Origin of the sequence: Nocardioides sp. NPDC058538 (assembly GCF_042719275.1) — a bacterium.
Taxonomy (GTDB): Bacteria; Actinomycetota; Actinomycetes; order Propionibacteriales; family Nocardioidaceae; genus Nocardioides.
In genome coordinates this window covers 173,488-197,966 of sequence record NZ_JBHXNY010000001.1, presented here as the reverse complement: position 1 = coordinate 197,966, position 24,479 = coordinate 173,488, and the positions used below count along the sequence as shown (strand labels likewise).

The window sequence follows — 24,479 nt, the reverse complement described above, 5'->3', positions numbered from 1 at the left end:
TGAAGACTTGGACACGAGCAATCACTGGTACGGACACGCCCACATCCTCTCGGAGTACTGCGGACTCTCGTTCGAGCAGCCGCGCCCGATCTGGGGCGTCCTCCAGCACGGCTGGAACCTTCTTCACGGCTTCGGCCCGGGCCACGAGCCGCCCTATGGCTTCCCCAAGTTCGTCTGGTCCCACGCGAACCTGCGCCGCGGCCAGGCGGTCGGCTGGCGCGACTACGCCGTGATCGGCGCTCCTTGGAACTACCTGCTCGAGCTCAAGAAGGACGTCGAGCCCGTACCCCCGGCTGACGAGCGCGAAGGAACGATCTTCTACCCGTTCCACACCTGGGACCACGGTGAGATCAGCGGCGATCACGACCGCCTGATCGCGGAGATCCGGGACACCGAGGACGGCCCGGTGACCGTCTGTCTCTACTGGATCGAGTACGACATGCCGGAGATCCGTCGCCGCTATGAGGACGCCGGCTTCCGGGTCATCTGTCACGGCAAGCGAGGCACGTTGCGTCAGGGCACCGACATCCGCTTCCTCCACAAGCAGTACGCGGAGCAGATCCGCCACCGTCGGGTCGCCTCGAACCGCCTGACCACGGCGATCTTCTACGGCGCCTCGGTCGGCTCCGAGGTCGCGGTCTACGGCGACCCGATGACCTTCGCCGACGTCAGGGACGCCAGCGTGAGGGACGGGAACGAGCAGGCCAGACGGTTGTTCCCCGAGTTCCACGGGGTGGAGACCGACGCAGAGGAAGTACGCGCCACGACCGTGCGCGAGCTCGGGCTGGATGCCATGGCGTCGCCTGCTGAGCTACGCGCGCTCTTCGGATGGGAGATCACCGCATGAACGACATCGACACGCCTTCGAAGGCGGCCTTGAGCGTGGTCTCGGGGGACATGTACGACTGGTCCGACATGGTCGGCGGCGGCCCGCTCCCTCGCGGACCGGTCCTGACCCGAATCGCTGTGGCGACGGCAACCGGTGCCTCCCACCTGCTCGTCGTCGGCCCGCACGACCTCGAGCTGCTCGATGCGGTCGTCGACCGCGCCGCGACGACGACCATCGTCCTCCGGACACATTCCGACGCGGAGCTCGTCTCCGAGCGGTACGCCGACAGGGCTGTCGACGTCGTCTGCGGTGACCTGCGTGCCTGGACTGCCGATCGGCCGGCCGACGCCGTGCTCGCGCTGGACGGGTTCGGACGGGTCGCATCGATCGACGCGGACCCGGCTGACTGGCACGCGATCGCCGAGCACCTCGCCGGCCACACGAGCGGCGACTCTCGGCTGGCGCTGGTCGTTCCCAACCCGGGATCCCCGCTCGCACAGCTCAGGGCCGTCAACCCAGAAGCATCCAACGAGAACGCTGACTGGTCGTTCCCCGTCCATGATCGTGCGAACCCGCGAAGCCTCGCGGACGCGAGCGCACGGTTCGGCGGTCGCGGCTACACGCTGTGGCCCGACGTCGGCTCTCCGACCCTGGCCGCAGCTCCCGAAGCCTGTTCGGTGGCGCTCGCGGTCGCTCACGGCCGCCCCACCGACACCCCCACGCTGCGCGAGGTCCAGCCTGCGCTGGGCCAGGCTCTGGACACGTTGGGAGCCGCGGGAGCCGCCGGCGGTTGGCTGGTCACGCGCGGCCTCGAGACGACCGGAGCGAGGTCGAGCGGCGAGCTTGCTCGTCCGCTCGCGCCGAGCGAGGGCGTGACCGCGCGAAGCGCGGAGACGATCTCGGCTGTCGTCGGTGTCGATCGGACCGGTGACGAGACGTCTTGGACCGCTGCCGAGCGGTCCTGGCTGATCGAGGCCATGCACGACTCGGCACGGCGCGACGCTTCGGGCCTTCGCCACCACGTACGCCGGCTGCGCGACGCGGTCGCCGACGCACCCGAGCGCTGGTGCGGTCTTCAGGTCGACGAGATCGGCCTCGACGCCGGCCATGTCGTCCCTGTCCACGAGTCGACGGTGAAGCTCGGCGAGTCCGCCGACGAGATCCTCTTGGGGCTGCTGGACGAGCTCGCCGCGTACCTCTGTGTGGCGGGGTGGCGCCACCCCTGGCCCGCCGGTCGTGGCAGGGACGAGCTCACCGTCCTGCTCGCGGCGACCATCGATGTCGCGGTGACTCCGGCCGACGTCTACCAGGTACGCCGTCGGCGAGAGTCCGCGCTCTCCTCGACCGGCATGACACCCGTGGTCGCAGGACGGCATGCGCCGCAGGAGGCCGACCCGAGCGAGCTCCGGAAGCTGATGGACGAGAACGAGGCGCTGCGCGGCCAGGTGACCTGGTTCAAGCAGCAGATGCGTCAGCGTCAGACGATGACCCACGAGGTACGCACGGCGGCCCGACGCGACGTCGCGGCACTGAACGATCGCATCAAGGAGCTGGAGGACCAGCTGAGCGCTCGGCAGGCCCCCGCCGTCAACCGAGTCGCCAAGCGCGCATCGTCCGTCCCCGGGCGGGCGCGTTCCGGCTTCGGACGCGTACCCGGGGCCCGGCGCGCTGCCCGCCTGCTCAGAAGGGTTCTCCGCGCGATCCGACGCGTGGCCAAGCGTTAGGGCCTGAGCCGGTCACGCCTCGGTGGGCGGGGCCGGCGCGAGCCGCAGGTGGATCTCGTCCGACCAGCCGAACTCGAGCTTCGCCGCCTCGGCAGCGGTCGGCTGAGGCACCCGCTCAGAGAGCTCACGGGCCACGACGATCGGCTTGAGATCGCGGCCGTCCAGCAACGACCACTGCGACGTCTCACAGGCATCGTGCTCGACCGCGGTCTTCCGCAACGCACCCACAGGCACGGTGATCAGGAAGACTCCGTCACGGTCGCCCACGTCCAGGGAGACGTCGAGGGGCTTCTCCGGGGTCGGCCAGGTCCGGAGCACCGCTCCCGTGGACTCCAGCCGGGGACCGTCCGGACCACGCAGGATCAGGTCCTCACCGTGCCACCAGGCGTCGTGAACGACGGGACGGTCGGGCGTCGCGGTGATGACGAAGGAACCGTTCGGGTCGCGGGTGGCGTTCACCGCGCGCCCCTTCATCAGAGACCGAGAGCCGAGAAAGTCCGGGTGCACCGGCAGCGGAGACGTACGTCCCTTCCGGGACAGCTTCACCCGGGTCGGCACGATCTCCTCCATGGGCATGTCCAGCCCGGACTTCTCGAGGACAGCCTCGACGGGCACCGTCAACCGCCACGGGGTGATGCCTCGCTCGCCCCGCTCGCCGATCGTCAACGGGTGAGTCACCACCGAACCGCTGCGGTCGGTGAGGGTCAGCTCCGCATGCTCAGGCGGCGCGCCCCGGAACGCGCCCCGAATCTCGATCTCGTCGCCGAGGTCGGTGGCGTGATCCACCCAGGCGTCCGGAAGATCGCGAACGGTGACCCCGAAGCCCCCGGGGAGGCGTCCTGGGCGGCACCAACGGTTGCCGATGCGGCGCCAGCCCTGCCACCGCTCGCGTCCGTCTCCCGACGTCGTCACCTGGATCACGTCACGCACATCGCGGTTGCGAATGCCGATCATGAGGCGCCATTGGCGATCGCCCGCCAGTCGCGACGGGTCGATGCTCAGCTCGAGCGTGGACCTGTCCACCTGGTCGAACGGGATCGCCCGCGGCCGAGCGACATGATCCACCGGCACCCTGCCGCCGGCGGGGCTCTCCAGCCACACCGTGAAGCGCGTTCGTGGCCGGAGCGCGAGGGTGTTGATGCCGATGTTGACCCGGACCGCGACCCGGGATCCGTCCCACCAGGCCTCGGTCGCCACTGCCTTGGCCTTCATGTACGCCGGGGCCAGGCGGAACACCGAGTCGGGGACGCCGACCGCGGCGTCCTCGAAGGACGGGAGCTGGGCGTACCAGCCGTCCCTTCGGCGGGCCAGGGGCGCCTGGGTCCCGAATTCGGCCCGATAGCGGGTCAGCGTCGTGAGCGCGTCCCGCTGCCGGCGCTTCAGCAGATCGAACACGAGTCGCTCGAACGGTCCCTGACGGTTGAGGATCGCGTCGTCGACACGCGCCAGATAGCGCTCCGCCAGGTCGAAGATGCGTCCGGACTCGTCGGCCGGATGGTCCTCGATCGACCGGGCGAGCACCTGGACATCCGTCGCCGCGAGGTGGGACTTGACCAGGTCGGACAGGTACGGAGCCTGCTCCTCGACCATGTCGAAGAGCATCTCGGCCGAACGTACGCGGTCACCGAGGTTGTCGAGGTTCCAGTGGCTCTGGGTGATCGAGGCCTCGCCGCCGTCGCGGTGACGCCAGTAGTAGATCGGCTCGGCGAGGATGTCGACCTGGCGGGCGCGGATGTGCGCGGCAAGGGCGACCGGGTAGTCCTCGTAGAGCATGTCCGGGTAGCCGAGGCCGGCGTAGTCCCAGAAGTCGCGCCGGTAGACCTTGTTCCAGATGTAGCGATCGATGCCCAGGATGTGGGTCCGGCTGCAGTGCGTGGCGATGCGGGTGGTGACGAATGGGCGCCGGTGGGACCACGACTGCCAGACCGACACCGAGTCGAAACGGCGGGCGTTGCCGGCCACGAAGTCGGAGCCCGAGCGCGCCAACGTGTCCGTCATGAGCTGGTACGCGTACTCCGGGACGTAGTCGTCGGCGTCGACGAACGCGAGCAGGTCACCCCTGCTCGCTTCGATCCCGATGTTTCGGGCCACCCCGACACCGACCTTCTCCGAGGAGACCACCCGGAATCGCGAGTCGCTCGACGCGAACCGATCGGCAACTGTTGCGGACCCGTCGGTCGACGCGTCGTCGACCATGACCACCTCGAAATCCGAGAAGGTCTGGGCGCGAAGCGACTCCAGGCACGTCTGCAGGAAGGGCTCCACGTTGTGGAACGGGATGACGATGCTCAGAGCGGGATGCGGCACATTCTCACCTTAAGAGATGGCGCGGGTAGAGCCGTCTGCTACGCGCCGCGATACCGGCGCGCTGGCTACGTTGTCGCCTCTCGACGGTGCAACCAGACCGCCGTCGAGGCTCCGCCTTGCCAGCACACCGGTCTCGCGACGCTCGCGACGTCGCCTCTACCCGCGCCATCTCTAGGTCGCTCCGTCCTCGAGCCTTCGCAACCGCTCCTCGAAACGCGTGGCCGCAGTGATCCGGGCGCGCACCTGCTCCTGCTGACGCTGGATCTCGGCCCAGATCGAGGAGGCGTCGACGTGGCCGTCCGACGGCGCTCCGGCCGCGAGGTTGCCGCGCTCGACGGTGTCGCGCAGGGTCTCCAGACGTGCCTCGAGGGCCGCGACCTGCGGGCTGACCCGCGCGAGCTCGCGCTCGAGGTCACCGATACGTACGCGCTGCCGGTCCGTGATGGCACGCAGCTCCTCGATGGTGGCACGAGCCTCGTCCAGATCGGCTGCGGATCCGGTCTTTCTGATGACCTTGCCGCGCAGTCGGTTCATCGCCATAGGGAAACGCGCTCCTCCTCGAGCCAGCCAGTCATGACGCGTGCCTCCGCCTCGATCCGATGCTCCGGCGCCACCGGCGAGGAGCCGCCGGCCTGATAGGTCCACTTCGTCTGCCCGGGGTTGTCGACGAACGAGAACCCGGACAGCAGGATGTCGGACTCCGGGAACAGGTTGACCGCGAGCCACGCGGCGGTGAAGCCCGTCGTCGGCGCCAGCTTCTCGGTCCGCCAGGGGATGTCGAGGTCGGCCCCGGTGCCGGTGAGCAGCTCCCCGTTCGGGATGGGTACGAAGCCCAGATCCGGGGGCCAGGACATCGGCCACACCTCGAGGCGGCCGTGGAATCGCATCGGTTCGGCGAGGAGGTAGAGGCGCTCGCGGTAGCGGTCGAAGGTGAACCGCGTCGGGCGGGTGATCCGGTTCCAGATCACCACGTCGGCCCGTGACCCCTGGGCGCGCGGTTCACCCGGGGCATCCAGCACGAAGCTGTTGACCCGGATCACCAGATCCGATTCGTCGATGGCCTGCGCTCGGTCGTCGCTGGGCCCCAGCGGTGCATTCCCGAGCACGGCGACCGACCTCACCGGCGCACTTCTGGCGTACGTGGTCATCAGGTCGCGTAGGTAGGCGAAGCCTTCAGTGATCGTGACTGCCCGTTCGGCGATCAACGTCACCGGCTCCCCCTTTCCAACGACCCTTGTCCCGGCGTCGTCACAGATCGCACAGACGCGGCAGGCGCGTTACCCGTTCGGAAAAATCATAACGAGCCAGACCTCCGACAGTTACCCACCCGAGTATCGATTTGAGCGTCGCGGCGCGTTTTCACGCGTGCCGGCGCAAAGTGCCATGGCGCTGTTGGCGCCTCGTCACCATCCATACATCTGCGTGTCGCTCGCTGGTCAGGCGGACTGGGCCCCGGTCCAGCTGGTGCGCTCGGCCTCCAGCTCGGCACGTACGGCGTCGAGCTCGGACTCCAGCTCGGCGACCCGGATGGCCGCCTCGGCGGCGTCGGCCTCGACGGCCTGGAGCCTCGCCTCGAGCTGCTCACCGCGAATCTCGGCCTGGGCGGCCCGGCGGGCCTCCTCACCACGGCGACGGACCGCCTCGGCGGCCCGCTGGTGAGCGGCGGCCAGAGCGGACTCGAGCTCCTCGGCGGCCTGGACGCGTTCGGCGAGCTTGGCATCCATGTGCTCGCGGAACTCGGCGTTCTCCTCGGCCCGCTTCTCGGACTCGACGCGGTGGGCCTGGGCCTGCTCGGCCCGGTCACGCGCCCAGTCGCGGCGGGTCTGGAGAAGCTCGGAGTGAGTGATCTTGGTTGCGGCAGCGCCACAGGCGAGCCCGAGAACGGCTGCGAGCACGACAACCAGCCAGGACCCGGAGGCCACCGCGGCGGTGATCGTGATAGCGGCCAGCGCCAGCAGGGCTACAGCAACCGTCAGGCGTGTGCTGCGCTGACGCCTGCGTGTGACTGGAGTTGCGCATGGGGAAGGCATGCTTCCACGGTACGGCTAGTTTTCATCGCGTTTGCGGACCCGGCACGCGTGTTCGAGGAGTCGCGAGGCCACGACGATCGCGATCCCGGCCACAGCCGCGAGGGCCGAGCGCACCAGCCGCTCCCCCGCCGCCGTGCTGAGGTCATAGCCCAGCCAGCTCACCGCGTAGCCCAGATAGCCGCCGGCGAGGAGCGCGCCGACCAGGGTGCAGGCGCGGGCCAGCACCAGCCGATTGACCGCCTGATGAGCCTCGATGTGCTCGCCGCGCACCTGCAGCTGGCGGTGGGTGATCCAGGCGGTCACGCCCAGGGCCGCCGCGATCAGCAGCAGCACCGCCGGCTGCGCCCAGGTGACGACCGGGGCCACCCCGCGCCAGGACTCCAGCACGGGGTGAGCCAGCCAGCCACCCACGATCCCGATGACGGCCCACACCGTGATGGCTCCGCCCGACATCGGGTGGAGCCGGCGCTCGTCGTCGGCGGGATCCTTCTCAGGACCCTGGTCGGGGTCCTCGGGCGCTGTGCTCAGATCCGGCTCAGAGCTCGAGGGTGAGGTCGTCGCGGCGGGTGATGCCGGACTGGTCAGACTGTTCCAGCAGCTCGGCGATCGGACCCACACCGGGAAGATCGGCGCTCGGCTCCAGGTCGAGCCACGGCTTGAGCACGAAGGCCCGCTGGTGCGCACGCGGGTGCGGCAGGGTCAGCGACTCCTCCTCGAGGATCTTGTCGCCGACCGAGATGACGTCGATGTCGAGCGTGCGCGGCTCGTTGAAGATGCCGCTGCGCGAACGGCCGTAGGCGTCCTCGATGGTGAGCGCACGCTCGAGCAGTCGCGTCGGGGTGAGCGTGGTGTCGGCAAGGATGATCGCGTTGAGATAGAGCTCGGAGTCCTCGGGCGAGTCGACCGGCTCGGTCTCGTAGACCGGCGAGATCGTCGTCACCCAGACATCCGGGGTCTCGGCGAGAGTGTTCAACGCGTCCTGCAGATTTGCCAACCGGTCCCCGAGATTGGAGCCCAACGACAGCACCGCCCGCCGGATCGGCCGCATCTCCCCGGTGAGCGTGTCGGCGTCGATGATGTACGGGTTGGGTACCTCTGTCACGTGCTCTGCCTCCGGGTGATCGTCAGGGTGACGTCTTTGAACGTCGCTTCGATAGGCGCCCCCGGTTTGTGAACCGTAACACGTACCCAAAGTGCGCGGATGTCTGCAAGGCAAATGTCCGCGATCCGCTGGGCAAGCGTTTCGATGAGGTCCACCGGGTCGCGCTCAACATTGGCTTTGACCGCCATTGCGAGACTTCCGTAATCCACGGTGTCATGCAAGTCGTCCGTTTCCGCGGCTTTGCGGGAGTCGGTGCCGATGACCAGGTCGATGATGAACTTCTGCCCCTCACGGCGCTCGAAGTCGAACACTCCGTGATGGCCATAGCACTCCAGACCGAGGATCTGGATTTCGTCCGCTGGTTCTGCGATGTTCATCGAATCGTCTCCTCGCTCCGCGCGGTCATTCCCAGTTTCGTCGCCGCCGCGAGGGTGTCCCTGGCGGCACGCACGTCATGGACACGCGTGGCCCACACACCACGTTGCGCGAGAAAGACGGTGATCGCGTCGTGAGCACTCTCACGCTCGGTCACCGGACGCAGGGTGCCGTCGGGGGCGGCCAGCAGGCGGCCGAGGAAGGTCTTGCGGCTGGCACCGATGAGCACCGGGAAGCCGAGCTTGTGGAACTCCTCCACGCCCGCCAGCAGCCGCCAGTTGTCGTCGGCCGTCTTGGAGAAGCCGAGCCCGGGGTCGACCACGATGCTGTCGTCCTGTATCCCGGCGGCTCGCGCCGCCTCGATCCGCTGCTCCAGCTCCGCCTTCACCGTGGCGACCACGCCGTCGGCGTAGACGAGATGGTCCTGGTGCTGCATCTCCGCGCCGTGCGCGCGCCAGTGCATCACGACGTACGTCGCACCGTGGTCGGCCGCGACCTTCAGGATCCCCGGGTCGGCCAGGCCGCCCGAGACGTCGTTGATGATCTTCGCCCCGGCCTTCAGGGCCGCCTCGGCGACCTCGGGACGCATCGTGTCGACCGAGAGGGTCGCGCCCTCCTCGGCCAGCGTCTCGATGACCGGCACCACCCGAGCCAGCTCGTCGGCCACCAGCGGCCTGGTCGCCCCCGGGCGGGTCGACTCGCCACCGATGTCGAGCAGGTCGGCTCCCTGCTCCAGGAGCGCGCGACCGTGAGCCACCGCGTCATCGGTCGCCAAGAAACGTCCGCCGTCGCTGAACGAGTCGGGCGTGACGTTGACGATTCCCATGACCTGCACGCCACGACCCTATCCGGCGACGCCGGAAGGGCAGACTTGACCAGGCGGGCCCGCTCAGCCAGGCTGCCCGGCATCTCATTTACCCAGGGAGGCATCGTGGCCAAGATCCTGCTCCGCTCAGCAAGGGACCCGTTCGAGGTGATCGAGGCGGGCGACCCGCGTGCATGGGGCATCGGGTTCTACGGCACGAACGTCGGCAACCTCCTCTTCGCCGACTCGACACACCGGCTCCTCAGCGTGCCCGGAACCGAGATCGTCGCGAACAGCTTCGTCCATGAGCGACGCGCGTTCACCGCCGACGAGGTCGCGGCGACCAACGACGAGTACGACCACTTCGTCGTGCCGCTGGCCAACGCCCTCCGGCCGGAGTTCACCCGCCCGTTGACCCGGCTGACCGCCTTCATCGAGCAGCTCTCGATCCCGACCACGATCGTCGGCATCGGCGCGCAGCTCTCGCTCGACGACCTCGACACCGCTCCCGGCGACGAGCTGGCAGCCCTCCACCGAAGATTCATGAACAGCGTCCTCGAACGGTCCTCGAAGGTCGGCGTACGCGGCGAGATCACCGCCGCCTACTTGCGGCGGCTCGGCTACGGCGACGAGCACGTCGAGATCATCGGCTGTCCGTCGATCTACCTCAACGGCCCCGACCTCACCGTCCGCGACGACCGCTCCACGCCGATCGCCGACGAGGACCCGATCGCCGTCTCGATGAGCCCGCTGACCGCGCCCTGGTTCGAGACGTACGTCGACGCTTTCGCCGACCGGCACCCGCGCATGACGTACGTCGGCCAGACCCACCACGACTTCGCGATGCTCCAGTGGGGACGGCACCGTCAGCCCGAGATGGGTATCGACCGCGGCCACCGGCTCTACGCCGAGGACCGGACCCGGATGTTCCTCGACGCCGGCTCCTGGATGCGGTTCCTGGCAACCCAGCGGTTCGCCTTCGGCACGCGTATCCACGGCAACGTCGCCGCGGTCCTCGCCGGGACCCCTGCCATGGTCGTGGCTCACGACTCACGCGTGCTGGAGCTGTGCGACTACCACGGCCTGCCCTACACGATGCTCGACTCGATGCTCGACTCATCCAGGGCCGAGACCACGGTCGACGAGCTGTATCAGGCGACCGATTTCACCAGCTTCCACAACCGCCTAGCCGAAGGCTGGAAGCGGTTGACCGCTTTCCTGGACGACGCCGGCCTGGCGAACATCGCACAGCCGGGCCAGACGAGTGCGGCGTACGACACCGAGCTCGCCGCGCTGGAGCCGGCGGCACCTGTCGCCACGCTCCGGGGCTCGGGCGATGACGCCATCCGGCGCATCGAGGACCGGATCCACGCGCTCAAGATCGCCTCCGAGCACGCCGACACCGCCGCCAAGCGTCGCGAGCGGGAGCTCGAGAAGAAGCTCACGGCCTCGGCGAAGAGCCAGGCCAAGCGGATCACGGCTCTCGAGGCGACCACGCGCAAGCAGCAGACCCGGATCGAACGGCAGGCCGGCCGTCTGGACCGCCAGCGAGCCCTGATCGACGAGCTGCGCGCAGACCTCGCTCGCCACCAGGAACGAGCGGGCCTGCGCGGCTTCGTCCGACGAGTTCGCCGCCGACTGCGTCGCTCCGCGAGCTAGAGATCGCGCGGGTGGGGGCGCCGTCGCGAGCGTCTCGCGGCGTGCAGCAGGGGGTTGGGCCCGCGCTATCTCTCTAGCGGGTCCCGCCCCGGATCAGGGCCATGGCCTCGGCCCGGGTGGTGGCGTTGGAACGCATCGTGCCGCGTACGGCGCTGGTGATCGTGCGGGCGCCGGCCTTCTTGACGCCGCGCATCGTCATGCACAGGTGCTCGGCCTCGACCACCACGATGACGCCGCGCGCCTCGAGGAGCTCCATGAGCGCGTCGGCCACCTGGGTGGTGAGCCGCTCCTGCACCTGTGGTCGCTTGGCGTAGACATCGACCAGCCGGGCGAGCTTGGACAGGCCGGTGATCTTGCCGGAGGTGGCCGGGATGTAGCCGACATGGGCGACGCCGGTGAACGGCACCAGATGGTGCTCGCACATCGACCACAGCTCGATGTCACGGACCAGGACCATCTCGTCGTGGCCGAGGTCGAAGGTCGTGGTGAGCACTTCCTCGGGCGTCTGGTGCAGCCCGCGGGTCACCTCCTGGTAGGCGCGAGCGACGCGGGCGGGCGTGTCGAGCAGCCCTTCGCGATCGGGATCCTCCCCGATCGCGTAGAGCAGCTCGCGCACGGCCGCCTCGGCCCGCTTCTGGTCGAACACCGGTACGTCCGTCACGTCCCGCTCGGGGACATGGACCGGCGCTACGTCATCGAAGTTGTCGGACATGTCTTCAGTATCAGGCGGGCGGGGTGCCCTCGGGCGAGCCGGCCTCGGCCGGCTTGGCGACGTCGACACCGTTGGCGGACTGGGGGCCGGACTGGGCGCCCGACTGCTTCCCGGCGGCGCGGATCGCCTTGGCGAGGTTCTCCTTGTCGCGCTCGACGATCCACCGCGGGATCTCGACCGCTGGGCGCTCGGAGGGGCGGCGGGTGTCGGAGCCGGTCCAGGCCGGACGCGGGTCGCGGCGACGCAGCGGCTCGAAGATCTCGGCGACCTCGTGCTTGGAGAGCGTCTCCTTCTCGAGGAGCTCCAGGACCAGGGTGTCGAGGACGTCCCGGTTCTCCTCGAGGATGTCGAAGGCCTCCTGGTGCGCGGTGGCGAGGAGCTTCTTGGTCTCGTCGTCGACGACGGCGGCGACCTCCTCGGAGTAGTTGCGCTGGTGACCGATGTCGCGGCCCAGGAACGGCTCCCCGTTGGACTCGCCGAGCTTGATCGCACCGAGGCGCTCGGTCATACCGAACTGGGTGACCATCGCGCGGGCGAGGTTGGTCGCCTTCTCGATGTCGTTGCCAGCACCCGTGGTCGGGTCGTGGAAGATGAGCTCCTCCGCGGCGCGGCCACCGAGCATGTAGGAGAGCTTGTTGAGCATCGCCGAGCGCGTCTGGCTGTACTGGTCGTCGTCGGGCATCACCAGGTTGTAGCCCAGCGCCTTGCCGCGCGGCAGGATCGTGATCTTCTGGACCACGTCCGGGCCCGGCAGGGCCGCGGCGACCAGCGCGTGGCCACCTTCGTGGTAGGCGGTGATGAGCTTCTCCTGCTCGCTCATCAGACGCGTGCGCTTCTGCGGGCCGGCGATGACCCGGTCGATGGCCTCGTCGAGCGCCTTGTTGGTGATCAGCTTCTGGTCGCTGCGAGCGGTCAGCAGCGCGGCCTCGTTGAGCACGTTGGCCAGATCGGCACCGGAGAACCCGGGGGTCCGGCGGGCGACCGAGTCGAGGTCGATGTCGCCGGCCAGCGGCTTGCCGCGGGCGTGGACCTGCAGGATCTTCTCGCGACCGGCGAGGTCGGGAGCGTCCACCTGGATCTGGCGGTCGAAGCGGCCCGGGCGCAGCAGCGCCGGGTCGAGCACGTCGGGACGGTTGGTCGCCGCGATCAAGATGACCCCGCCGCGTACGTCGAAGCCGTCCATCTCCACGAGGAGCTGGTTGAGCGTCTGCTCGCGCTCGTCGTGGCCCCCGCCCATGCCGGCACCGCGGTGACGGCCGACGGCGTCGATCTCGTCGATGAAGACGATGGCGGGAGCGTTCTCCTTGGCCTGCTCGAACAGGTCGCGGACACGGCTCGCACCGACACCGACGAACATCTCGACGAAGTCCGAACCGGAGATCGAGTAGAACGGCACGCCCGCCTCGCCCGCGACGGCTCGCGCGAGCAGGGTCTTACCGGTGCCCGGCTGGCCGTAGAGCAGCACGCCCTTGGGGATCTTGGCGCCGACGGCCTGGAACTTCGCAGGCTCCTGCAGGAACTCCTTGATCTCCTGGAGCTCCTCGACCGCCTCGTCAGCACCGGCGACGTCGGCGAACGTCGTCTTGGGCATGTCCTTGGTGATCAGCTTCGCCTTGGACTTGGCGAACTGCATGACCCCGCGGCCGCCACCACCCTGCATCGAGTTCATCAGGAACAGGAACAGGATGATGATCAGTGCGAACGGGAGTACGAAGCTCAGGATCGAGCCGAGCACCGAGGGCTTGGCCACCTCGGAGCTGAACTTCTTGAGGTTCTCACCCTCGGCCTGGGTCTTGCGCACCATCTCGATGAGCGCTTCCTGGTCACCGTCGACCCAGGAGGTCGTGACCTCGGAGCCGCCATCACGGGTGCCCTTGACCAGGGTCGCCTTGATCTCCTGGTCGCCGTCGACGAACGTGATCTCCTTGACCTTGTCGTCCTGGATGTACGACGTCAGCTGGCTGGTGGTGATCTCGTCGCCGCCGTTGCGGGGGGCCAGGTACTGCAGCGCGAGGATCACACCGAGCACTGCCACGATGATCCACAGCCAGGGACCTTTGAATATGCGCTTCACAGGCTTCTTTCAACCGTTTACGGGGTCAGACACGCACGCAGGGCAGCGCGCACGTCATTTAGAACGACGGTACACGCCAAATCGTGCCCACCCCATCTGCGCGGTTCCGCTGTTGGCGTAACAGCAGGCGCTCGCCTGCTCAGTTCCAGCCTCAGCTGTAGATGTGCGGCGCGAGGGTCGAGATGTCGCGCAGGTTGCGGTACTTCTCGTTGAAGTCGAGGCCGTAGCCGACCACGAACTCGTCGGGGATGTCCCAGCCGACGTACTTGACGTCGACCGGCATGCTGACCGCCTCGGGCTTGCGGAGCAGGGTGGCGATCTCGATGCTCGCCGGGCCGCGGCTGGTGAGGTTGGAGGTCAGCCAGGTCAGGGTCAGGCCGGAGTCGATGATCTCGTCCACGACGAGCACGTGCTTGCCGGTGACGTCGGTGTCGAGGTCCTTCAGGATCCTCACCACGCCGGACGACTTGGTGCCGGAGCCGTAGGAGGAGACGGCCATCCAGTCCATCTCGACGTGGCGGTTCAGGGCGCGCGCGAGGTCGGCCATGATCATCACCGCACCGCGTAGGACGCCGACGATCAGCAGCTCCTGGCCCTCGTAGTCCTTCTCGATCCGGCGGGCCAGCTCTTCGACCTTCGCCTGGATCTCGTCGTGGGTGAACAGGGTCTTCACGAGGTCGTCGCCGACGTACTCGGTGTCCATGGGCGCCACTCTAGACGACCTCCGGCCGTCTAGCTCCTTGCGCGTCGGAAGCCCACTCGCCTCGTTCCTCGGCGGCACGCTCCCTCCTTGCTGCGTCGCTCAAGTGCTGGGCGTGAACGGTCCCGATTCGAAGGCGATACAACCGTTCGTACGCTTCGCCCGCAGGTGTCCTGGGAGGTCGATCCAGCGCTGGCCGTGCCAGCCGGTGACCAGCTCGTCGACGGCCTTGACGTGCTCACGGGTGAGCTCCGCCGGCGGGCTGCCGGCCTCGATGGCGGCGAGCCGGAGGACTCTGGTGCGGACGGCGGAGGGATACCCGGCGAGGGTCTCGACCGGGAGGGATCCGCCGAGCTCGCGGTGCATCGCCTCGGCGATGTCGTCGATGAAGTCGGCGTCCTCACGGAGCTGCTCGGCGGTGCGAGCCAGCGCGTCGGCGACCCCTGGGCCGAGGTCCTCCTCCAGCGTGGGCAGGACGCGGTGGCGGATGCGCGCGCGGGTGTAGGCGAAGTCGCGGTTGTGCGGGTCCTGCCAGAAGTCGAGGCCCTCGACCTGGCAGGCGGTCTCGGTGTCGATCCTGGTCGTCGCCACGAGCGGCCTTCGGTAGCGGTCGAAACTGGCTCGCATCCCGGAGAGGCTGCGCGCGCCCGAGCCCCTGGTCAGCCCCAGCAGCACGGTCTCGGCCTGGTCGTCGCGGGTGTGGCCGAGCAGGATCACGCTCGCGCCGAAGCGCTCGGCGAGCTGGTCGAGGACCGCGTAACGCGCCTGCCTCGCCGCGGCCTCGGGGCCCTCGCCGTCGGCCTTGACCTCCACCGTCGCGGTCACGGTCTCGTCGGCGCCCATCTCGGCGAGCTGTCCGACGACCTTCGCGGCCTGCGCCTGGCTGCCGTCCTGCAGCCCGTGGTCGACGGTCGCGCCGATGATGTGCAGCCCGAGCTTGTGGCCCTCGAAGACCGCGGCCGAGGCCAGCGCCAGCGAGTCCGCTCCCCCGGAGCAGGCGACGATCACCTTCTCGCCCGGCTCGAGCCGCTCCAGTGCGGCGCGGACAGGGCGGCGTACCGCAGCAACCGAAGGGTGCAGGCTCATGCCGCCGCCGCCTCCGTCGAGGAGAGCGAAGAATACGGAAGCGGCGGCATGCTGTATTGGATTGTCGCTCGCTGGCGCTCGCTCACAGGACCCGGGTCACCCAGGCGTCCGGCTCGACGATCTCGGCCTTGGTCGGGAGGTTCTCGGGGCCGACGAAGACGGCGTTGAACTCTTCCATGCCGACCCGGTCGACCACGTGGCGTACGAACTTCGCGCCGTCGCGGTACTGGGCCATCTTGGCCTCCAGCCCGAGCAGGCGGCGCAGCAGGCGGTCGAGTACGCCGATGCCCTGGCGGCGCTTGTTGAAGGCCTTGCGGATCGTGGTGACGCTCGGGATCACGCCGGGGCCGACGTCGTCCATGACCACGTCGGCGTGGCCCTCGAGCAGCGACATCATCCCGGTGACCCGGTCGATGATCTCCTTCTGCTCGGGCTTGGCGAACGCGTCCACGATGCTGCCGTTGCCCTTGAGCGCCTCGGTGACGCGCTGCAGGCCGCCGTCGAAGATCGAGGCCGGGTCCATCGCTTCGGAGAGGCCCTCGATCTGGGCGAAGAGGTGGTCGCGCATCCACGGGCTGGCGGTGAACTGGACCCGGTGGGTCTCCTCGTGGAGGCAGACCCACAGCCGGAAGTCGGTCGGGTCGAGGCCGAGCTCGCGCTCGACGTGGACCGCGTTGGGCGCGACCAGCAGCAGCCGCCCCGACGGCCCGTAGAACGGGTCGAACTGGCCGAGGATCTTCGAGGACATGAAGCCGAGCAGGCCGCCGACCTCGGCAGCGCTGATCTTGGAGCCGACTGCCTGGGTGAGGGTTCCCGGGGCGCGCTTCGCGGTGATCCGGTCGACCACCGGCGAGATCACGTGGGCGAAGGTGTCGGCGTTGGCCTGGATCCAGCCCCTTCTGTCCACCACCAGGACCGGCGCCGTGTCGCGGGGCGCGTCCAGACCGGTGAAGGCGCGTACGAACTCGGTCGCCTTGGCGGCGTCCGCGCGCAGCTCCTCGACGGCGTGCTGAGCCTCGCTGCGCGAGACGATCGGGCCATCTCCACCGACCGTCGCACCGAGGCGTACGGCCAGGTCCCAGTCGACCATGGTCGCTCCGGACGGGGCGGGGTCCTCAGCACGATGGGTCATGCGTACGACCGTATCCGACCGGACCTATGCCGAGCATCGACACGTCGCGACCGCCGTCATCGCGTCATCGAGGGCGTCGCGTACGTCCAGGGTCTGCGGCGGCTTGAAGCCGTCGGCCATGAGTACGACGACGAACGGCGTACCGCGGGCGTCGACCGCGATGCCGGAGAGCCCGGAGACGCCGGTGAGGGTTCCGGTCTTCGCCCGGACGCGGCCGCGACCCGGCTCGGCGTCGAAGTTGAACCGCCGCGAGAGGGAGCCGACCCAGCCGGCGACAGGAAGGCCCGTCATCGCCGGCGCGAGCTCGGGACGATTGGGGCTGGCGGCCGTCTGGAGCGTACTCACCAGCAGCGTCGGCGGGATCAGGTTCTGCCGGGAGAGGCCGGAGCCGTCGCGGAGGACCAGGCCGGTGGTGTCGATGCCGAGCTCCTTCAGCGTGGCCGTGATCGCCGCGGTGGAGCCGTCGAACGTCGGTGCTCCTTCGGCGACCCCGACGTGGCGGGCGAGGATCTCGGCGAGCTGGTTGTCGCTGTGCTGCAGGGTGTATTCGACGATCTCGCGCAGCGTGTCGCCCTGACGTACGGCGAGCTGGGTGCCTGCCTTCGCTCCCCTCGCGGGCTTCCCGACGACCTTGATCCCGTGCTTGGCCAGGGCCTTCTTGAACTGCTCGGCGGCCTGCGCCGACGGGTCCCGGCTGTAACCCGTCAGCTGGGAGCCGCCGTGGTCGACCGACAGCGCGGTGATCCCGCCGACCTCCTCGCCCAGGTAGGTGCGTCGCCAGGTGGGACTCACCGTGGGACCACCGAAGAGACTGTCGTCGTAGGCCAGAGTGACCGACTTGGTGGTGCCGAGCTCCCGCGCCGTCTCGGCGGCGAGGGCGTCCAGGTCGCTGGAGCTGAGAGATGCGTCACCTCCCCCGACGAGGGTGACGGTGCTCCCCTGGAGCGTGGTGCTGGTCTCGAACCGGCGCTCGGGGCCGTACGCCTCGAGCACCGCGACGCTGGTCAGCAGCTTGGTGACGCTCGCCGGGGTCGCGGCCCCGGTGCCGTGGGTGACCAGCGGGTCGCCCGCGAGCGGCGCGATCGCCGCCTTGAGGTGCTTGCCGAGCCGCTTGTCGCCGACCATCTCCCGCATCACCTGCTCCAGCGCGGCCTGATCAGGCTTTCCCGGAGCTCTGGTCTGCTCGCCCGCGACCGCCGCGGGGCTGACGGCGGCGATGCTCAACGGGGCGGGCGGAGGGGTCGGCGCGACGTTGCCGCGGGCGTAGCGGACCCACCCCAGGGCGTACGCCCCTGCCGCGGCAGCCACCAGCAGCGCGAGCACCAGCGGCACCACGATCGCCAGCTTCCCGCGGCTCTCCTCCGGCTCCTCGGAGGGCCACTTCGGCGCGCTTTGGGGCTCCACGGATATCCTCCTCGATGCCGGGTCTGACGCCGATCGGTGTCAGACTGTCCGGCATTCCGTTTTTGGGTTTGTCTGGAGGCAGAGAAGTGACGCAGGAGTTCGACGTACTGATCGAGGTCCCCAAGGGATCCCGCAACAAGTACGAGGTGGACCACGAGTCGAACCGGCTTCGACTCGACCGCGTGCTGTTCACCTCCATGATGTACCCCGCAGACTACGGCTACATCGAAGACACCCTCGGTGGGGATGGTGACCCGCTCGACGCGCTGGTGCTCACCCCCTACCCGCTCTTCCCGGGTGTGCTGGTCGAGGCCCGCCCGGTCGCGATGTACGTCATGGAGGACGAGAAGGGCCAGGACGAGAAGGTCCTCTGCGTCCCCTGCGACCCCCGCTTCGACCACATCCAGGACCTCGCGGATGTCGACGAGTGGACGCTCAACGAGATCAAGCACTTCTTCGAGCACTACAAGGACCTCGAGCCCGGCAAGACCGTCAAGGGCTCCGACTGGGTCGGCAAGGCTGCTGCGGAGTCGGAGATCGCCGCCTCGATCGATCGGTTCAAGAACACCGCTCACTGAGGCGGTCGGTTGGCTGACCGAGGTAACTCGGTCAGGGCGCGTGAACGTTGACCGAGGTAACTCGGTCGGGTGTCACTTCCTTCGTGGAGTTCCGCGAAGGAAGTGTTCGTTCACCGAGGTAACTCGGTCAGGGCGCGGATGCTCACCGAGGTAACTCGGTCAGCATTCACCGAGCGCGGCGCGCAAAGAGTCGTACGTCGCCTCCAGTTCGCCCGCGACGCTGCGGACGACCTTCGTCGCGGGGCGCTGGGCCACCAGGTCGGCGAGCTTGGAGGCGTACGCACGGAGGTGCTCGTCGCCCCCGGACTCCGCCACGATCTCCCTCACGATCGGATGCCAGGGATCGTTGCCGTCGTCGCGACCGTGGAAGCGGCGTAACGCGTCGTCCTCGACGGCCTCTAGCATGACCTCTACGAACTCGGCGCCGACGTCGCGCGCCGCCACCTCGAAGCGTTGGAGCTCGCTGACTCTGGCGAACAGCTGTGGAAGCACGACGTCGCCGGACTCGCTGAGGTAGCCGCGGATCAGCCCCAGCACCGCAGGGCGGATCCGTGCGCCGGCGCCGATGAAGTCGCCTCGCCACCCGCTGATGAAGGTACGCAGCAGATCGATGTCACACACCAGCGTGCCCGGGTGGTCGGCCGCGAAGCGCCTGGCGAGCGTCGACTTACCCACCCCGGGCATTCCGTTGATGAGGATCATCCTGGCCACATGGTCAGTCAACCATCCGTTTGGGTTTCAGCTGGCGATCTGCATCCGGGACTTGAACCGACCCAACGTGCGGTGCGGGCTGTACAGGTCATCCCAGATGACGCGTACGAAACCGTAATCAGTGATCTCTCTGATCTCGTCCTCACGCCGCTTCTCCTCGAACACCGCATCGCTGGGCGACTGACCAGGCCTGAGCAGTTTTCCGTATTTCACCTTGCCGTCGAACTCACCGAACAACCGGAACTGCGGCCAAGCCCAGTCGACGACGCCGACCAGCGAACCGTCCGCCCGATAGACAGGCACCTGAAGCTCAGGACGTGGTAGCCCTCCGACGCGGAACATCCACAGGCAGCGCGACTCCCCGATCGATCCCGACAACGGATCAGCGTGTGCGACGGCGGCTCCGAGCGGATGGCTGAAGGGCCACTGGTTCATCCGCTTGTATTCGGCGATCAGCTCCTCCTTCGTGAATGCCTTCGCTCGAAGACCGGCATCCAGAAGGCACTGAGTGACCTCGTCGTGGGCCTGGAGGCTCGTCTCCAGCGCGCATCGCACCGCAGGCAGCGTACGCAGCCCGTCGCGTATCTCGATCTCCTCCTCCCCGATGACACCCAGGTGATGGACGACGTCTCCCTCGAGCGGTCTTCCTGCGCCATCGAGCCTGGTCACGTGCACCTTGGCGAGGTCCACACCCCACAGGTCGATCCCGTGAGCGACCATGCCGGACACGTGGCTCAGAGCGATCTTGCTGCCCAGCGAACGTTGCACGGCTCGGGCACGCACGCGATGTCGTCCGACCGGGTCGAGTGCTGCCCATTCGTCGGCGAACACGTACGCCCCGCGTCTGATCCGACGCCATGCGCCCTGACGGACGACCCCGGTGATCTCGCGGTCTGCGTAGCCGGCGTTCTTGGCTTCGCGGCGGGTGAAGAAGCCTTCAGCGGCGGTGATGAGTCGTAGTGGGTCCATGCGTCCCAGGGTTTGCCCTCACACCGACGTTTCCGACCAGATATCGGCTGGCTGTGGATAACCCGGACCCGAACGCCGCCTGTGGAGAGTCAGCGGCCCGTTATCGCGCGGTGCGCTGGTGGATGCTCACCGAGTTACCTCGGTGGCCGCGCGCTTACCTCGCGGAGTTCCACGAAGTAAGCGCCACCCAACCGAGTTACCTCGGTGAGCATCCGCCGCCCCTCAGCCGAGCAGGTCCTCCGACCGCAGCAGCTCCTCCGGCACGCCGAAGCCGTCGACGAGCAGCCGCGCATCCGGGCGCAGCTGGCGGCAGAGGCGGTTGACCTCGGCGGTGATGGCCTTGGAGCGCTCGGAGGAGAGGCGGCCGTGCTCCATGAACCAGGCGCGGTCGGCCTCGATGACCGAGAGGGCGCTGAGGTCGCAGAGGACGTCCATCAGATCCCGCACAGCCCCCGAAGGCAGCCCGCGGACCTTCTCGCGGAACGCCTCGTGGACCAGCCGCTCCACGTGCGCATGAGCGACACCGATGACGTGGTCCTGCACGGTCGAGAAGACCGCCCCCGGCTCGCGCCCGGCCTTGACCCCCGACTGAAGCCGCCGGGCGACGCCGGCGAGCATGTGCTCCTCGCGGAAGCGCAGCATCGCCAGGTGGTAGTCGGAGTCGAGGATGTCCGGCTCCCGCTCCCCAGCGATCGGGACGACGTCGCGGACCCGCTCGAGCAGCTTGTGCACGGCGGTCCGCTCCAAGACCGTCTCGACGGCGAGACCGGCCACGAAGCGTACGAGATCGAGCTGGTCCATCTCCTCGAACTCGCTGGAGTAGCCGGTGAGCAGGCCCTTGGCGACCAGTTGCAGCAGCACCGTGTTGTCGCCCTCGAAGGTCGTGAAGACGTCGGTGTCGGCCTTCAGGGCCGCAAACCGGTTGGCGGCCAGATAGCCGGCCCCGCCGCAGGCCTCGCGGCACTCCTGGATCGTTCGGGTCGCGTGCCAGGTCGCCAGGGCCTTGGTGCCGGCCGCTCGCGACTCGAGCTCGCGCCGGGCGTGCTCGGAGGTCGTGACGCCGGAGAAGACGTCGTGCAGGTCGTCGCGTACGACCTCCTGCGCGAAGCGCAGCGCATAGGTCCGCGCGAGCAACGGCAGCAGCCGCCGCTGGTGCTGGCCGTAGTCGAGGAGCAGCGACTCCTCGGCGTCCGAGGACGCCTCGAACTGCCGGCGCCGCAGCGCGTAGCGGACCGCGATCGTCAGCGCGACCTCGGATGCCCGGATCCCGGCGCCGCCGACCGAGACGCGTCCCTGCACGAGCGTGCCGAGCATGGTGAAGAAGCGCCGCCCGGCCGACTCGATCTCGGAGACGTACTCGCCGGCCTCGGTGACGTCCGCGAAGCGGTTCAGGAGGGATGTACGCGGCACCCGCACGCCCGAGAACCACAGTCGTCCGTTGTCGACGCCGTTGAGCCCCATCTTGGGTCCGTCGTCCTCGATCCGGACGCCGGGAGCAGGCGCGCCGCCCACCCGGATCGGCACCACCAGGGCATGGACGCCGCGCTCCTCGCCGCCGACCACGAGCTGGGCGAAGACGACCGCGAGCTCACCGTGGGCCGCGGCGTTGCCGATGTAGTCCTTGTACGCATCCTCCCGGGTCGTCTCGATGACGAACTCCCGCGCATCCGGGTCGTAGGTGGCCACGGTCCCCACGGCGGCCACGTTGGACCCGTGGCCGTGCTCGGTCATCGCGAAGCACCCGAGCAGGCTCCCGGAGACGATGTCGGCGAGATACCGATCGTGGTGGCGCGCGGTCCCGAGCTGCAGGATCGCGCCTCCGAAGAGCCCGAACTGCACGCCCGACTTCACCAGCAGAGACAGGTCGCCGCCGGCCATCTCCTCGAAGGCGGCGATGGAGGCGCCGACGTCACCGCCCCCGCCGTACTCCTTCGGGAACCCGAGCCCGGTCAGACCGGACGCGGAGACGTCGAGAAGCACCTCCCGTACGCGCTCGCGATACTCCGGCCGGGACAGTTCCTCGACCTCGTCGAGGAAGTCGGCACGCTCGATCAGGGACTTGCGTACGTCCTCCCGGACTCCCGCGTATCGCCCGTCGAGAAGTGCGGTCAATGAGGCTGCATCGATGGCGGTCACACCGCCACCTTAAGCCTCGATCAAGCCCGGATCAGGTCAGCTCGTGGGCGACCTTCGACTCGCGGTCGGCGATCTCGTCGGACTCCGCGACGAGTCGCCGCACACCCTTGCGCTGGAACTTCTGGCCGGCCGCCAGGCCGCCGAAGTAGAAGGCGACGAGCGCGATCATGCAGCCCGCGATGTCGTCGGCGAGGTAGTGCCAGCCGAAGTAGATGGTCGCGACGACGGTGATCCCGAAGTTGATCCAACCGGCCCAGCGGGCGATCTTGTTGTTGACCGTCGCCTGGATCATCAGCGCCACCAGCAGGGTGATGCCGCAGTGCAGCGAGGCGAAGCCACCGACCGACTGCACCACGTTGGCGTCGACGTCGAAGAGCACGTGCTGTCGGGTGAAGACCAGCGACTCCATCAGTGTGCTCGCCGGTGTCTCGGGCAGGTCCGCGTAGAGATAGGGGTACTGCAGGCCCGGACCGACCGTCGGCAGGCAGTAGTACGAGACCGTGCCCAGGATCCAGGCGATGCACTGCGAGCTCACGAACCAGTAGCCGTAGGCGAGGTTGCGCGACCACACCAGCCAGCCGGCGACGGCGAACGGCACCAGCGGCAGGAACCACATGTAGATGTAGGAGAGGAACCAGGCCGCCCAGCCGGTGCCGAGGAGGTCGTGGAGCACGATCGCCGGGTCGGCGCCGAAGAACACCGCCTTGTCGATCAGGTGCAGCTCGTGGTCGAACTCATAGGTCTCCGGCACCACGAACGGCAGGAACGACTTGAGGTTCCGGTAGCAGACGTAGACCAGGTAGAAGCAGACGATGCCCAACGCCACCAGCGTCAGCCGCTCACGGGTCCAGTGGGTGCGGACCCGCTCCTTGAAGATCGGCCCCATGTCCTTCCACCTGAACTTCGACTTCCACAGCGTTCGTGGCACGAGGTCGACGAGGAGCGCAGCTCCGACGAGGAGGGGAAGGCGGAGCCAGGACGGTCCGAGGAAGCCCTCCGGGTCGAGCATGCGCTTGTCGACGATCTGCGCGGTCACGACTGCGATCAGGCCGAAGATCAGCGCGCTGCTGACGAGGAAGATCTGAGCGCGACGATACATAGCCGCTAATTCTAAGTGGCCGGTGGTTGCTCTGCCGATTCCTGGGTGCCTGATCCCTCGGCCGATGCGGGGATCGCCAGCCGATTCGGCTCGACCCTCAGCCTGACCGACTCCCCCGGCGCCGGTGCCGAGTCGGCGACGGCGTCGACGTCCCCGACGTCATCGAGACGTACGACGAGCCGGTGCTGCTCCGGCGTGGCCCTGGCCGAGACCACGGTGCCGGTGAGTGGTCCGGACGGGTCGGCGACGAAGGCCGAGCGGCGCAGCGCAACCGCTTCGGCCGGTGCCATCCCGGCGGCCTTCAGGACCGTGTACGCCGCCGGCCCCTCGAGCACGCGGGCATAGCCCAGGAACAGGGCGGCCCAGGTGTCCGTGGGCCTCGCCCACACCTCCCGCAGGGTTCCCGCCTGCACCAGGTGACCGTCGCGCAGGAGCGCGATCCGGTCGGCGACCGCGAAGGCCTCCTCCTGGTCGTGGGTGACCATCAGCGCGGTGGTGCCCGCCTCGTGCAGGATCCGACGCAGGTCCCCCGCGAGCCGTTCCCGCAGCCCGGCGTCGAGCGCGGAGAGCGGCTCGTCGAGGAGCAGCAGCCGCGGTTCGACCGCGAGCGCCCGCGCGAGCGCGACCCGCTGCCGCTCGCCACCGCTCAGCGTGCCCGGGAGGCGGTCCTGGTAGCCGCCCAGGCCGACGAGCTCCAGCAGGTCGGCGACCTTCCTCGTACGGTCGGCGGCCGGGATCCGGCGCAACCGCATCGCGTAGGCGACGTTGTTCGCGACGCTGAGGTGCGAGAACAGCTGCCCGTCCTGGAACATCAGCGCGAAGCCACGCTTGTGCGTCGGCACCCCGCGCAGCTCCCGCCCGTCCCAGCTGATCTCCCCCGACGCCGGCTCCAGCCCCGCCACGGCCCGCAGCAGCGTCGACTTCCCCGACCCCGACGGCCCGAGCAGCGCCAGCACCTCCCCGTCCGCCAGCTCCAGGCTGACGTCCGAGACGGCCGCCTTCCCGTCGTACGCCACCGACACCTCACGCAGCGACAGCATCGCAACC

23 protein-coding genes and 1 pseudogene are annotated in these 24,479 nt (G+C 68.7%); 4 read left to right on the top strand and 20 right to left on the bottom strand.

Annotated features, from left to right (window positions below):
• Window positions 1–7 precede the first annotated feature (7 nt).
• Window positions 8–847 (top strand): hypothetical protein, encoded by an 840-nt coding sequence (locus tag ACFWQC_RS01000; RefSeq protein ID WP_378671821.1) that lies wholly within the window; start codon window positions 8–10, stop codon window positions 845–847.
• Window positions 844–2,553, top strand: coding sequence for a hypothetical protein (locus tag ACFWQC_RS00995; protein WP_378671819.1), 1,710 nt, complete (start codon window positions 844–846; stop codon window positions 2,551–2,553). Before ACFWQC_RS01000 ends, ACFWQC_RS00995 begins: the two co-directional genes overlap by 4 nt.
• Window positions 2,554–2,565: 12 nt before the next feature.
• Here the strand turns inward: ACFWQC_RS00995 and ACFWQC_RS00990 are convergent, their stop codons facing one another.
• From ACFWQC_RS00990 to folP, 8 genes are all read right to left on the bottom strand, one after another.
• Entirely contained in the window at window positions 2,566–4,860 is a 2,295-nt protein-coding gene (locus ACFWQC_RS00990) for a glycosyltransferase (RefSeq protein ID WP_378671817.1), read from the bottom strand.
• A 171-nt stretch (window positions 4,861–5,031) separates the two neighbouring features.
• Window positions 5,032–5,400, bottom strand: coding sequence for a hypothetical protein (locus ACFWQC_RS00985; RefSeq protein ID WP_378671815.1), 369 nt, complete (start codon window positions 5,398–5,400; stop codon window positions 5,032–5,034).
• Window positions 5,391–6,071: a hypothetical protein gene (locus ACFWQC_RS00980; protein WP_378671813.1), complete on the bottom strand. Its 681-nt coding sequence runs from the start codon at window positions 6,069–6,071 to the stop codon at window positions 5,391–5,393. Before ACFWQC_RS00980 ends, ACFWQC_RS00985 begins: the two co-directional genes overlap by 10 nt.
• A 225-nt stretch (window positions 6,072–6,296) precedes the next feature.
• A complete protein-coding gene (locus ACFWQC_RS00975) occupies window positions 6,297–6,890 on the bottom strand; it encodes a hypothetical protein (protein WP_378671811.1) in 594 nt (197 codons plus the stop codon).
• Window positions 6,891–6,905: 15 nt separating this feature from the next.
• A complete protein-coding gene (locus tag ACFWQC_RS00970; RefSeq protein ID WP_378671809.1) occupies window positions 6,906–7,343 on the bottom strand; it encodes a DUF3180 domain-containing protein in 438 nt (145 codons plus the stop codon).
• A gap of 82 nt (window positions 7,344–7,425) precedes the next feature.
• Window positions 7,426–7,992, bottom strand: coding sequence for a 2-amino-4-hydroxy-6-hydroxymethyldihydropteridine diphosphokinase (gene folK, locus ACFWQC_RS00965; protein WP_355017461.1), 567 nt, complete (start codon window positions 7,990–7,992; stop codon window positions 7,426–7,428).
• On the bottom strand, window positions 7,989–8,369 hold the full coding sequence (folB, locus tag ACFWQC_RS00960) for a dihydroneopterin aldolase (protein WP_378671807.1): 381 nt from the start codon (window positions 8,367–8,369) through the stop codon (window positions 7,989–7,991). Before folB ends, folK begins: the two co-directional genes overlap by 4 nt.
• Window positions 8,366–9,193: a dihydropteroate synthase gene (folP, locus tag ACFWQC_RS00955; RefSeq protein ID WP_378672280.1), complete on the bottom strand. Its 828-nt coding sequence runs from the start codon at window positions 9,191–9,193 to the stop codon at window positions 8,366–8,368. The genes folB and folP overlap by 4 nt, the downstream gene beginning before the upstream one ends.
• A 105-nt stretch (window positions 9,194–9,298) precedes the next feature.
• Here folP and ACFWQC_RS00950 point away from each other — a divergent pair, with 105 nt between their 5' ends.
• Window positions 9,299–10,831 (top strand): polysaccharide pyruvyl transferase family protein, encoded by a 1,533-nt coding sequence (locus ACFWQC_RS00950; protein ID WP_378671805.1) that lies wholly within the window; start codon window positions 9,299–9,301, stop codon window positions 10,829–10,831.
• A gap of 73 nt (window positions 10,832–10,904) precedes the next feature.
• Here the strand turns inward: ACFWQC_RS00950 and folE are convergent, their stop codons facing one another.
• The 6 genes from folE to dacB form a co-directional block, all read right to left on the bottom strand.
• On the bottom strand, window positions 10,905–11,543 hold the full coding sequence (folE, locus tag ACFWQC_RS00945; RefSeq protein WP_378671803.1) for a GTP cyclohydrolase I FolE: 639 nt from the start codon (window positions 11,541–11,543) through the stop codon (window positions 10,905–10,907).
• A 10-nt stretch (window positions 11,544–11,553) separates the two neighbouring features.
• Entirely contained in the window at window positions 11,554–13,617 is a 2,064-nt protein-coding gene (ftsH, locus tag ACFWQC_RS00940; protein WP_378671801.1) for an ATP-dependent zinc metalloprotease FtsH, read from the bottom strand.
• A gap of 151 nt (window positions 13,618–13,768) precedes the next feature.
• Window positions 13,769–14,320 (bottom strand): hypoxanthine phosphoribosyltransferase, encoded by a 552-nt coding sequence (gene hpt, locus ACFWQC_RS00935; protein ID WP_141801736.1) that lies wholly within the window; start codon window positions 14,318–14,320, stop codon window positions 13,769–13,771.
• A gap of 99 nt (window positions 14,321–14,419) precedes the next feature.
• Window positions 14,420–15,403 (bottom strand): tRNA lysidine(34) synthetase TilS, encoded by a 984-nt coding sequence (tilS, locus tag ACFWQC_RS00930; protein ID WP_378671798.1) that lies wholly within the window; start codon window positions 15,401–15,403, stop codon window positions 14,420–14,422.
• 82 nt (window positions 15,404–15,485) lie between these two features.
• A complete protein-coding gene (locus ACFWQC_RS00925) occupies window positions 15,486–16,535 on the bottom strand; it encodes a zinc-dependent metalloprotease (RefSeq protein WP_378671796.1) in 1,050 nt (349 codons plus the stop codon).
• 24 nt (window positions 16,536–16,559) lie between these two features.
• Window positions 16,560–17,939, bottom strand: a complete 1,380-nt coding sequence (dacB, locus tag ACFWQC_RS00920) for a D-alanyl-D-alanine carboxypeptidase/D-alanyl-D-alanine-endopeptidase (RefSeq protein WP_378671794.1) — start codon at window positions 17,937–17,939, stop codon at window positions 16,560–16,562.
• Window positions 17,940–18,025: 86 nt separating this feature from the next.
• On the opposite strand from dacB, the gene ACFWQC_RS00915 reads away from it, so the two are divergent.
• Entirely contained in the window at window positions 18,026–18,517 is a 492-nt protein-coding gene (locus ACFWQC_RS00915) for an inorganic diphosphatase (protein WP_045549276.1), read from the top strand.
• Window positions 18,518–18,676: 159 nt separating this feature from the next.
• Here ACFWQC_RS00915 and ACFWQC_RS00910 read toward each other — a convergent pair whose 3' ends face one another.
• From ACFWQC_RS00910 to ACFWQC_RS00885, 6 genes and pseudogenes are all read right to left on the bottom strand, one after another.
• Window positions 18,677–19,219 (bottom strand): AAA family ATPase, encoded by a 543-nt coding sequence (locus ACFWQC_RS00910; protein WP_378672277.1) that lies wholly within the window; start codon window positions 19,217–19,219, stop codon window positions 18,677–18,679.
• A gap of 36 nt (window positions 19,220–19,255) precedes the next feature.
• A complete protein-coding gene (locus ACFWQC_RS00905; RefSeq protein WP_378672304.1) occupies window positions 19,256–20,059 on the bottom strand; it encodes a hypothetical protein in 804 nt (267 codons plus the stop codon).
• A 3-nt stretch (window positions 20,060–20,062) separates the two neighbouring features.
• Window positions 20,063–20,197: pseudogene (locus ACFWQC_RS00900) on the bottom strand (type IV toxin-antitoxin system AbiEi family antitoxin domain-containing protein); the annotation flags it as partial.
• Between the two features lie 222 nt (window positions 20,198–20,419).
• On the bottom strand, window positions 20,420–22,333 hold the full coding sequence (locus tag ACFWQC_RS00895; RefSeq protein WP_378671792.1) for an acyl-CoA dehydrogenase: 1,914 nt from the start codon (window positions 22,331–22,333) through the stop codon (window positions 20,420–20,422).
• Window positions 22,334–22,364: 31 nt separating this feature from the next.
• On the bottom strand, window positions 22,365–23,432 hold the full coding sequence (locus tag ACFWQC_RS00890; protein WP_378671790.1) for a phosphatase PAP2 family protein: 1,068 nt from the start codon (window positions 23,430–23,432) through the stop codon (window positions 22,365–22,367).
• A gap of 11 nt (window positions 23,433–23,443) precedes the next feature.
• Window positions 23,444–24,472 carry an ABC transporter ATP-binding protein gene (locus ACFWQC_RS00885; protein ID WP_378671788.1) on the bottom strand — a complete coding sequence of 343 codons (1,029 nt, stop codon included), beginning with the start codon at window positions 24,470–24,472 and terminating at the stop codon, window positions 23,444–23,446.
• Window positions 24,473–24,479 lie beyond the last annotated feature (7 nt).

What these genes read in the sequence shown, in the direction of transcription:
- ACFWQC_RS00885 (WP_378671788.1), bottom strand. Translation starts at nt 24,472, where the DNA reads ATGCTGTCGCTGCGTGAGGTGTCGGTGGCGTACGACGGGAAGGCGGCC.
- ACFWQC_RS00925 (WP_378671796.1), bottom strand. Translation starts at nt 16,535, where the DNA reads ATGACCCATCGTGCTGAGGACCCCGCCCCGTCCGGAGCGACCATGGTC.
- ACFWQC_RS00910 (WP_378672277.1), bottom strand. Translation starts at nt 19,219, where the DNA reads ATGATCCTCATCAACGGAATGCCCGGGGTGGGTAAGTCGACGCTCGCC.
- ACFWQC_RS00890 (WP_378671790.1), bottom strand. Translation starts at nt 23,432, where the DNA reads ATGTATCGTCGCGCTCAGATCTTCCTCGTCAGCAGCGCGCTGATCTTC.
- folP (WP_378672280.1), bottom strand. Translation starts at nt 9,193, where the DNA reads ATGGGAATCGTCAACGTCACGCCCGACTCGTTCAGCGACGGCGGACGT.
- hpt (WP_141801736.1), bottom strand. Translation starts at nt 14,320, where the DNA reads ATGGACACCGAGTACGTCGGCGACGACCTCGTGAAGACCCTGTTCACC.
- folB (WP_378671807.1), bottom strand. Translation starts at nt 8,369, where the DNA reads ATGAACATCGCAGAACCAGCGGACGAAATCCAGATCCTCGGTCTGGAG.
- tilS (WP_378671798.1), bottom strand. Translation starts at nt 15,403, where the DNA reads ATGAGCCTGCACCCTTCGGTTGCTGCGGTACGCCGCCCTGTCCGCGCC.
- ACFWQC_RS00970 (WP_378671809.1), bottom strand. Translation starts at nt 7,343, where the DNA reads ATGTCGGGCGGAGCCATCACGGTGTGGGCCGTCATCGGGATCGTGGGT.
- ACFWQC_RS00975 (WP_378671811.1), bottom strand. Translation starts at nt 6,890, where the DNA reads ATGCCTTCCCCATGCGCAACTCCAGTCACACGCAGGCGTCAGCGCAGC.
- folE (WP_378671803.1), bottom strand. Translation starts at nt 11,543, where the DNA reads ATGTCCGACAACTTCGATGACGTAGCGCCGGTCCATGTCCCCGAGCGG.
- ACFWQC_RS00985 (WP_378671815.1), bottom strand. Translation starts at nt 5,400, where the DNA reads ATGGCGATGAACCGACTGCGCGGCAAGGTCATCAGAAAGACCGGATCC.
- ACFWQC_RS00995 (WP_378671819.1), top strand. Translation starts at nt 844, where the DNA reads ATGAACGACATCGACACGCCTTCGAAGGCGGCCTTGAGCGTGGTCTCG.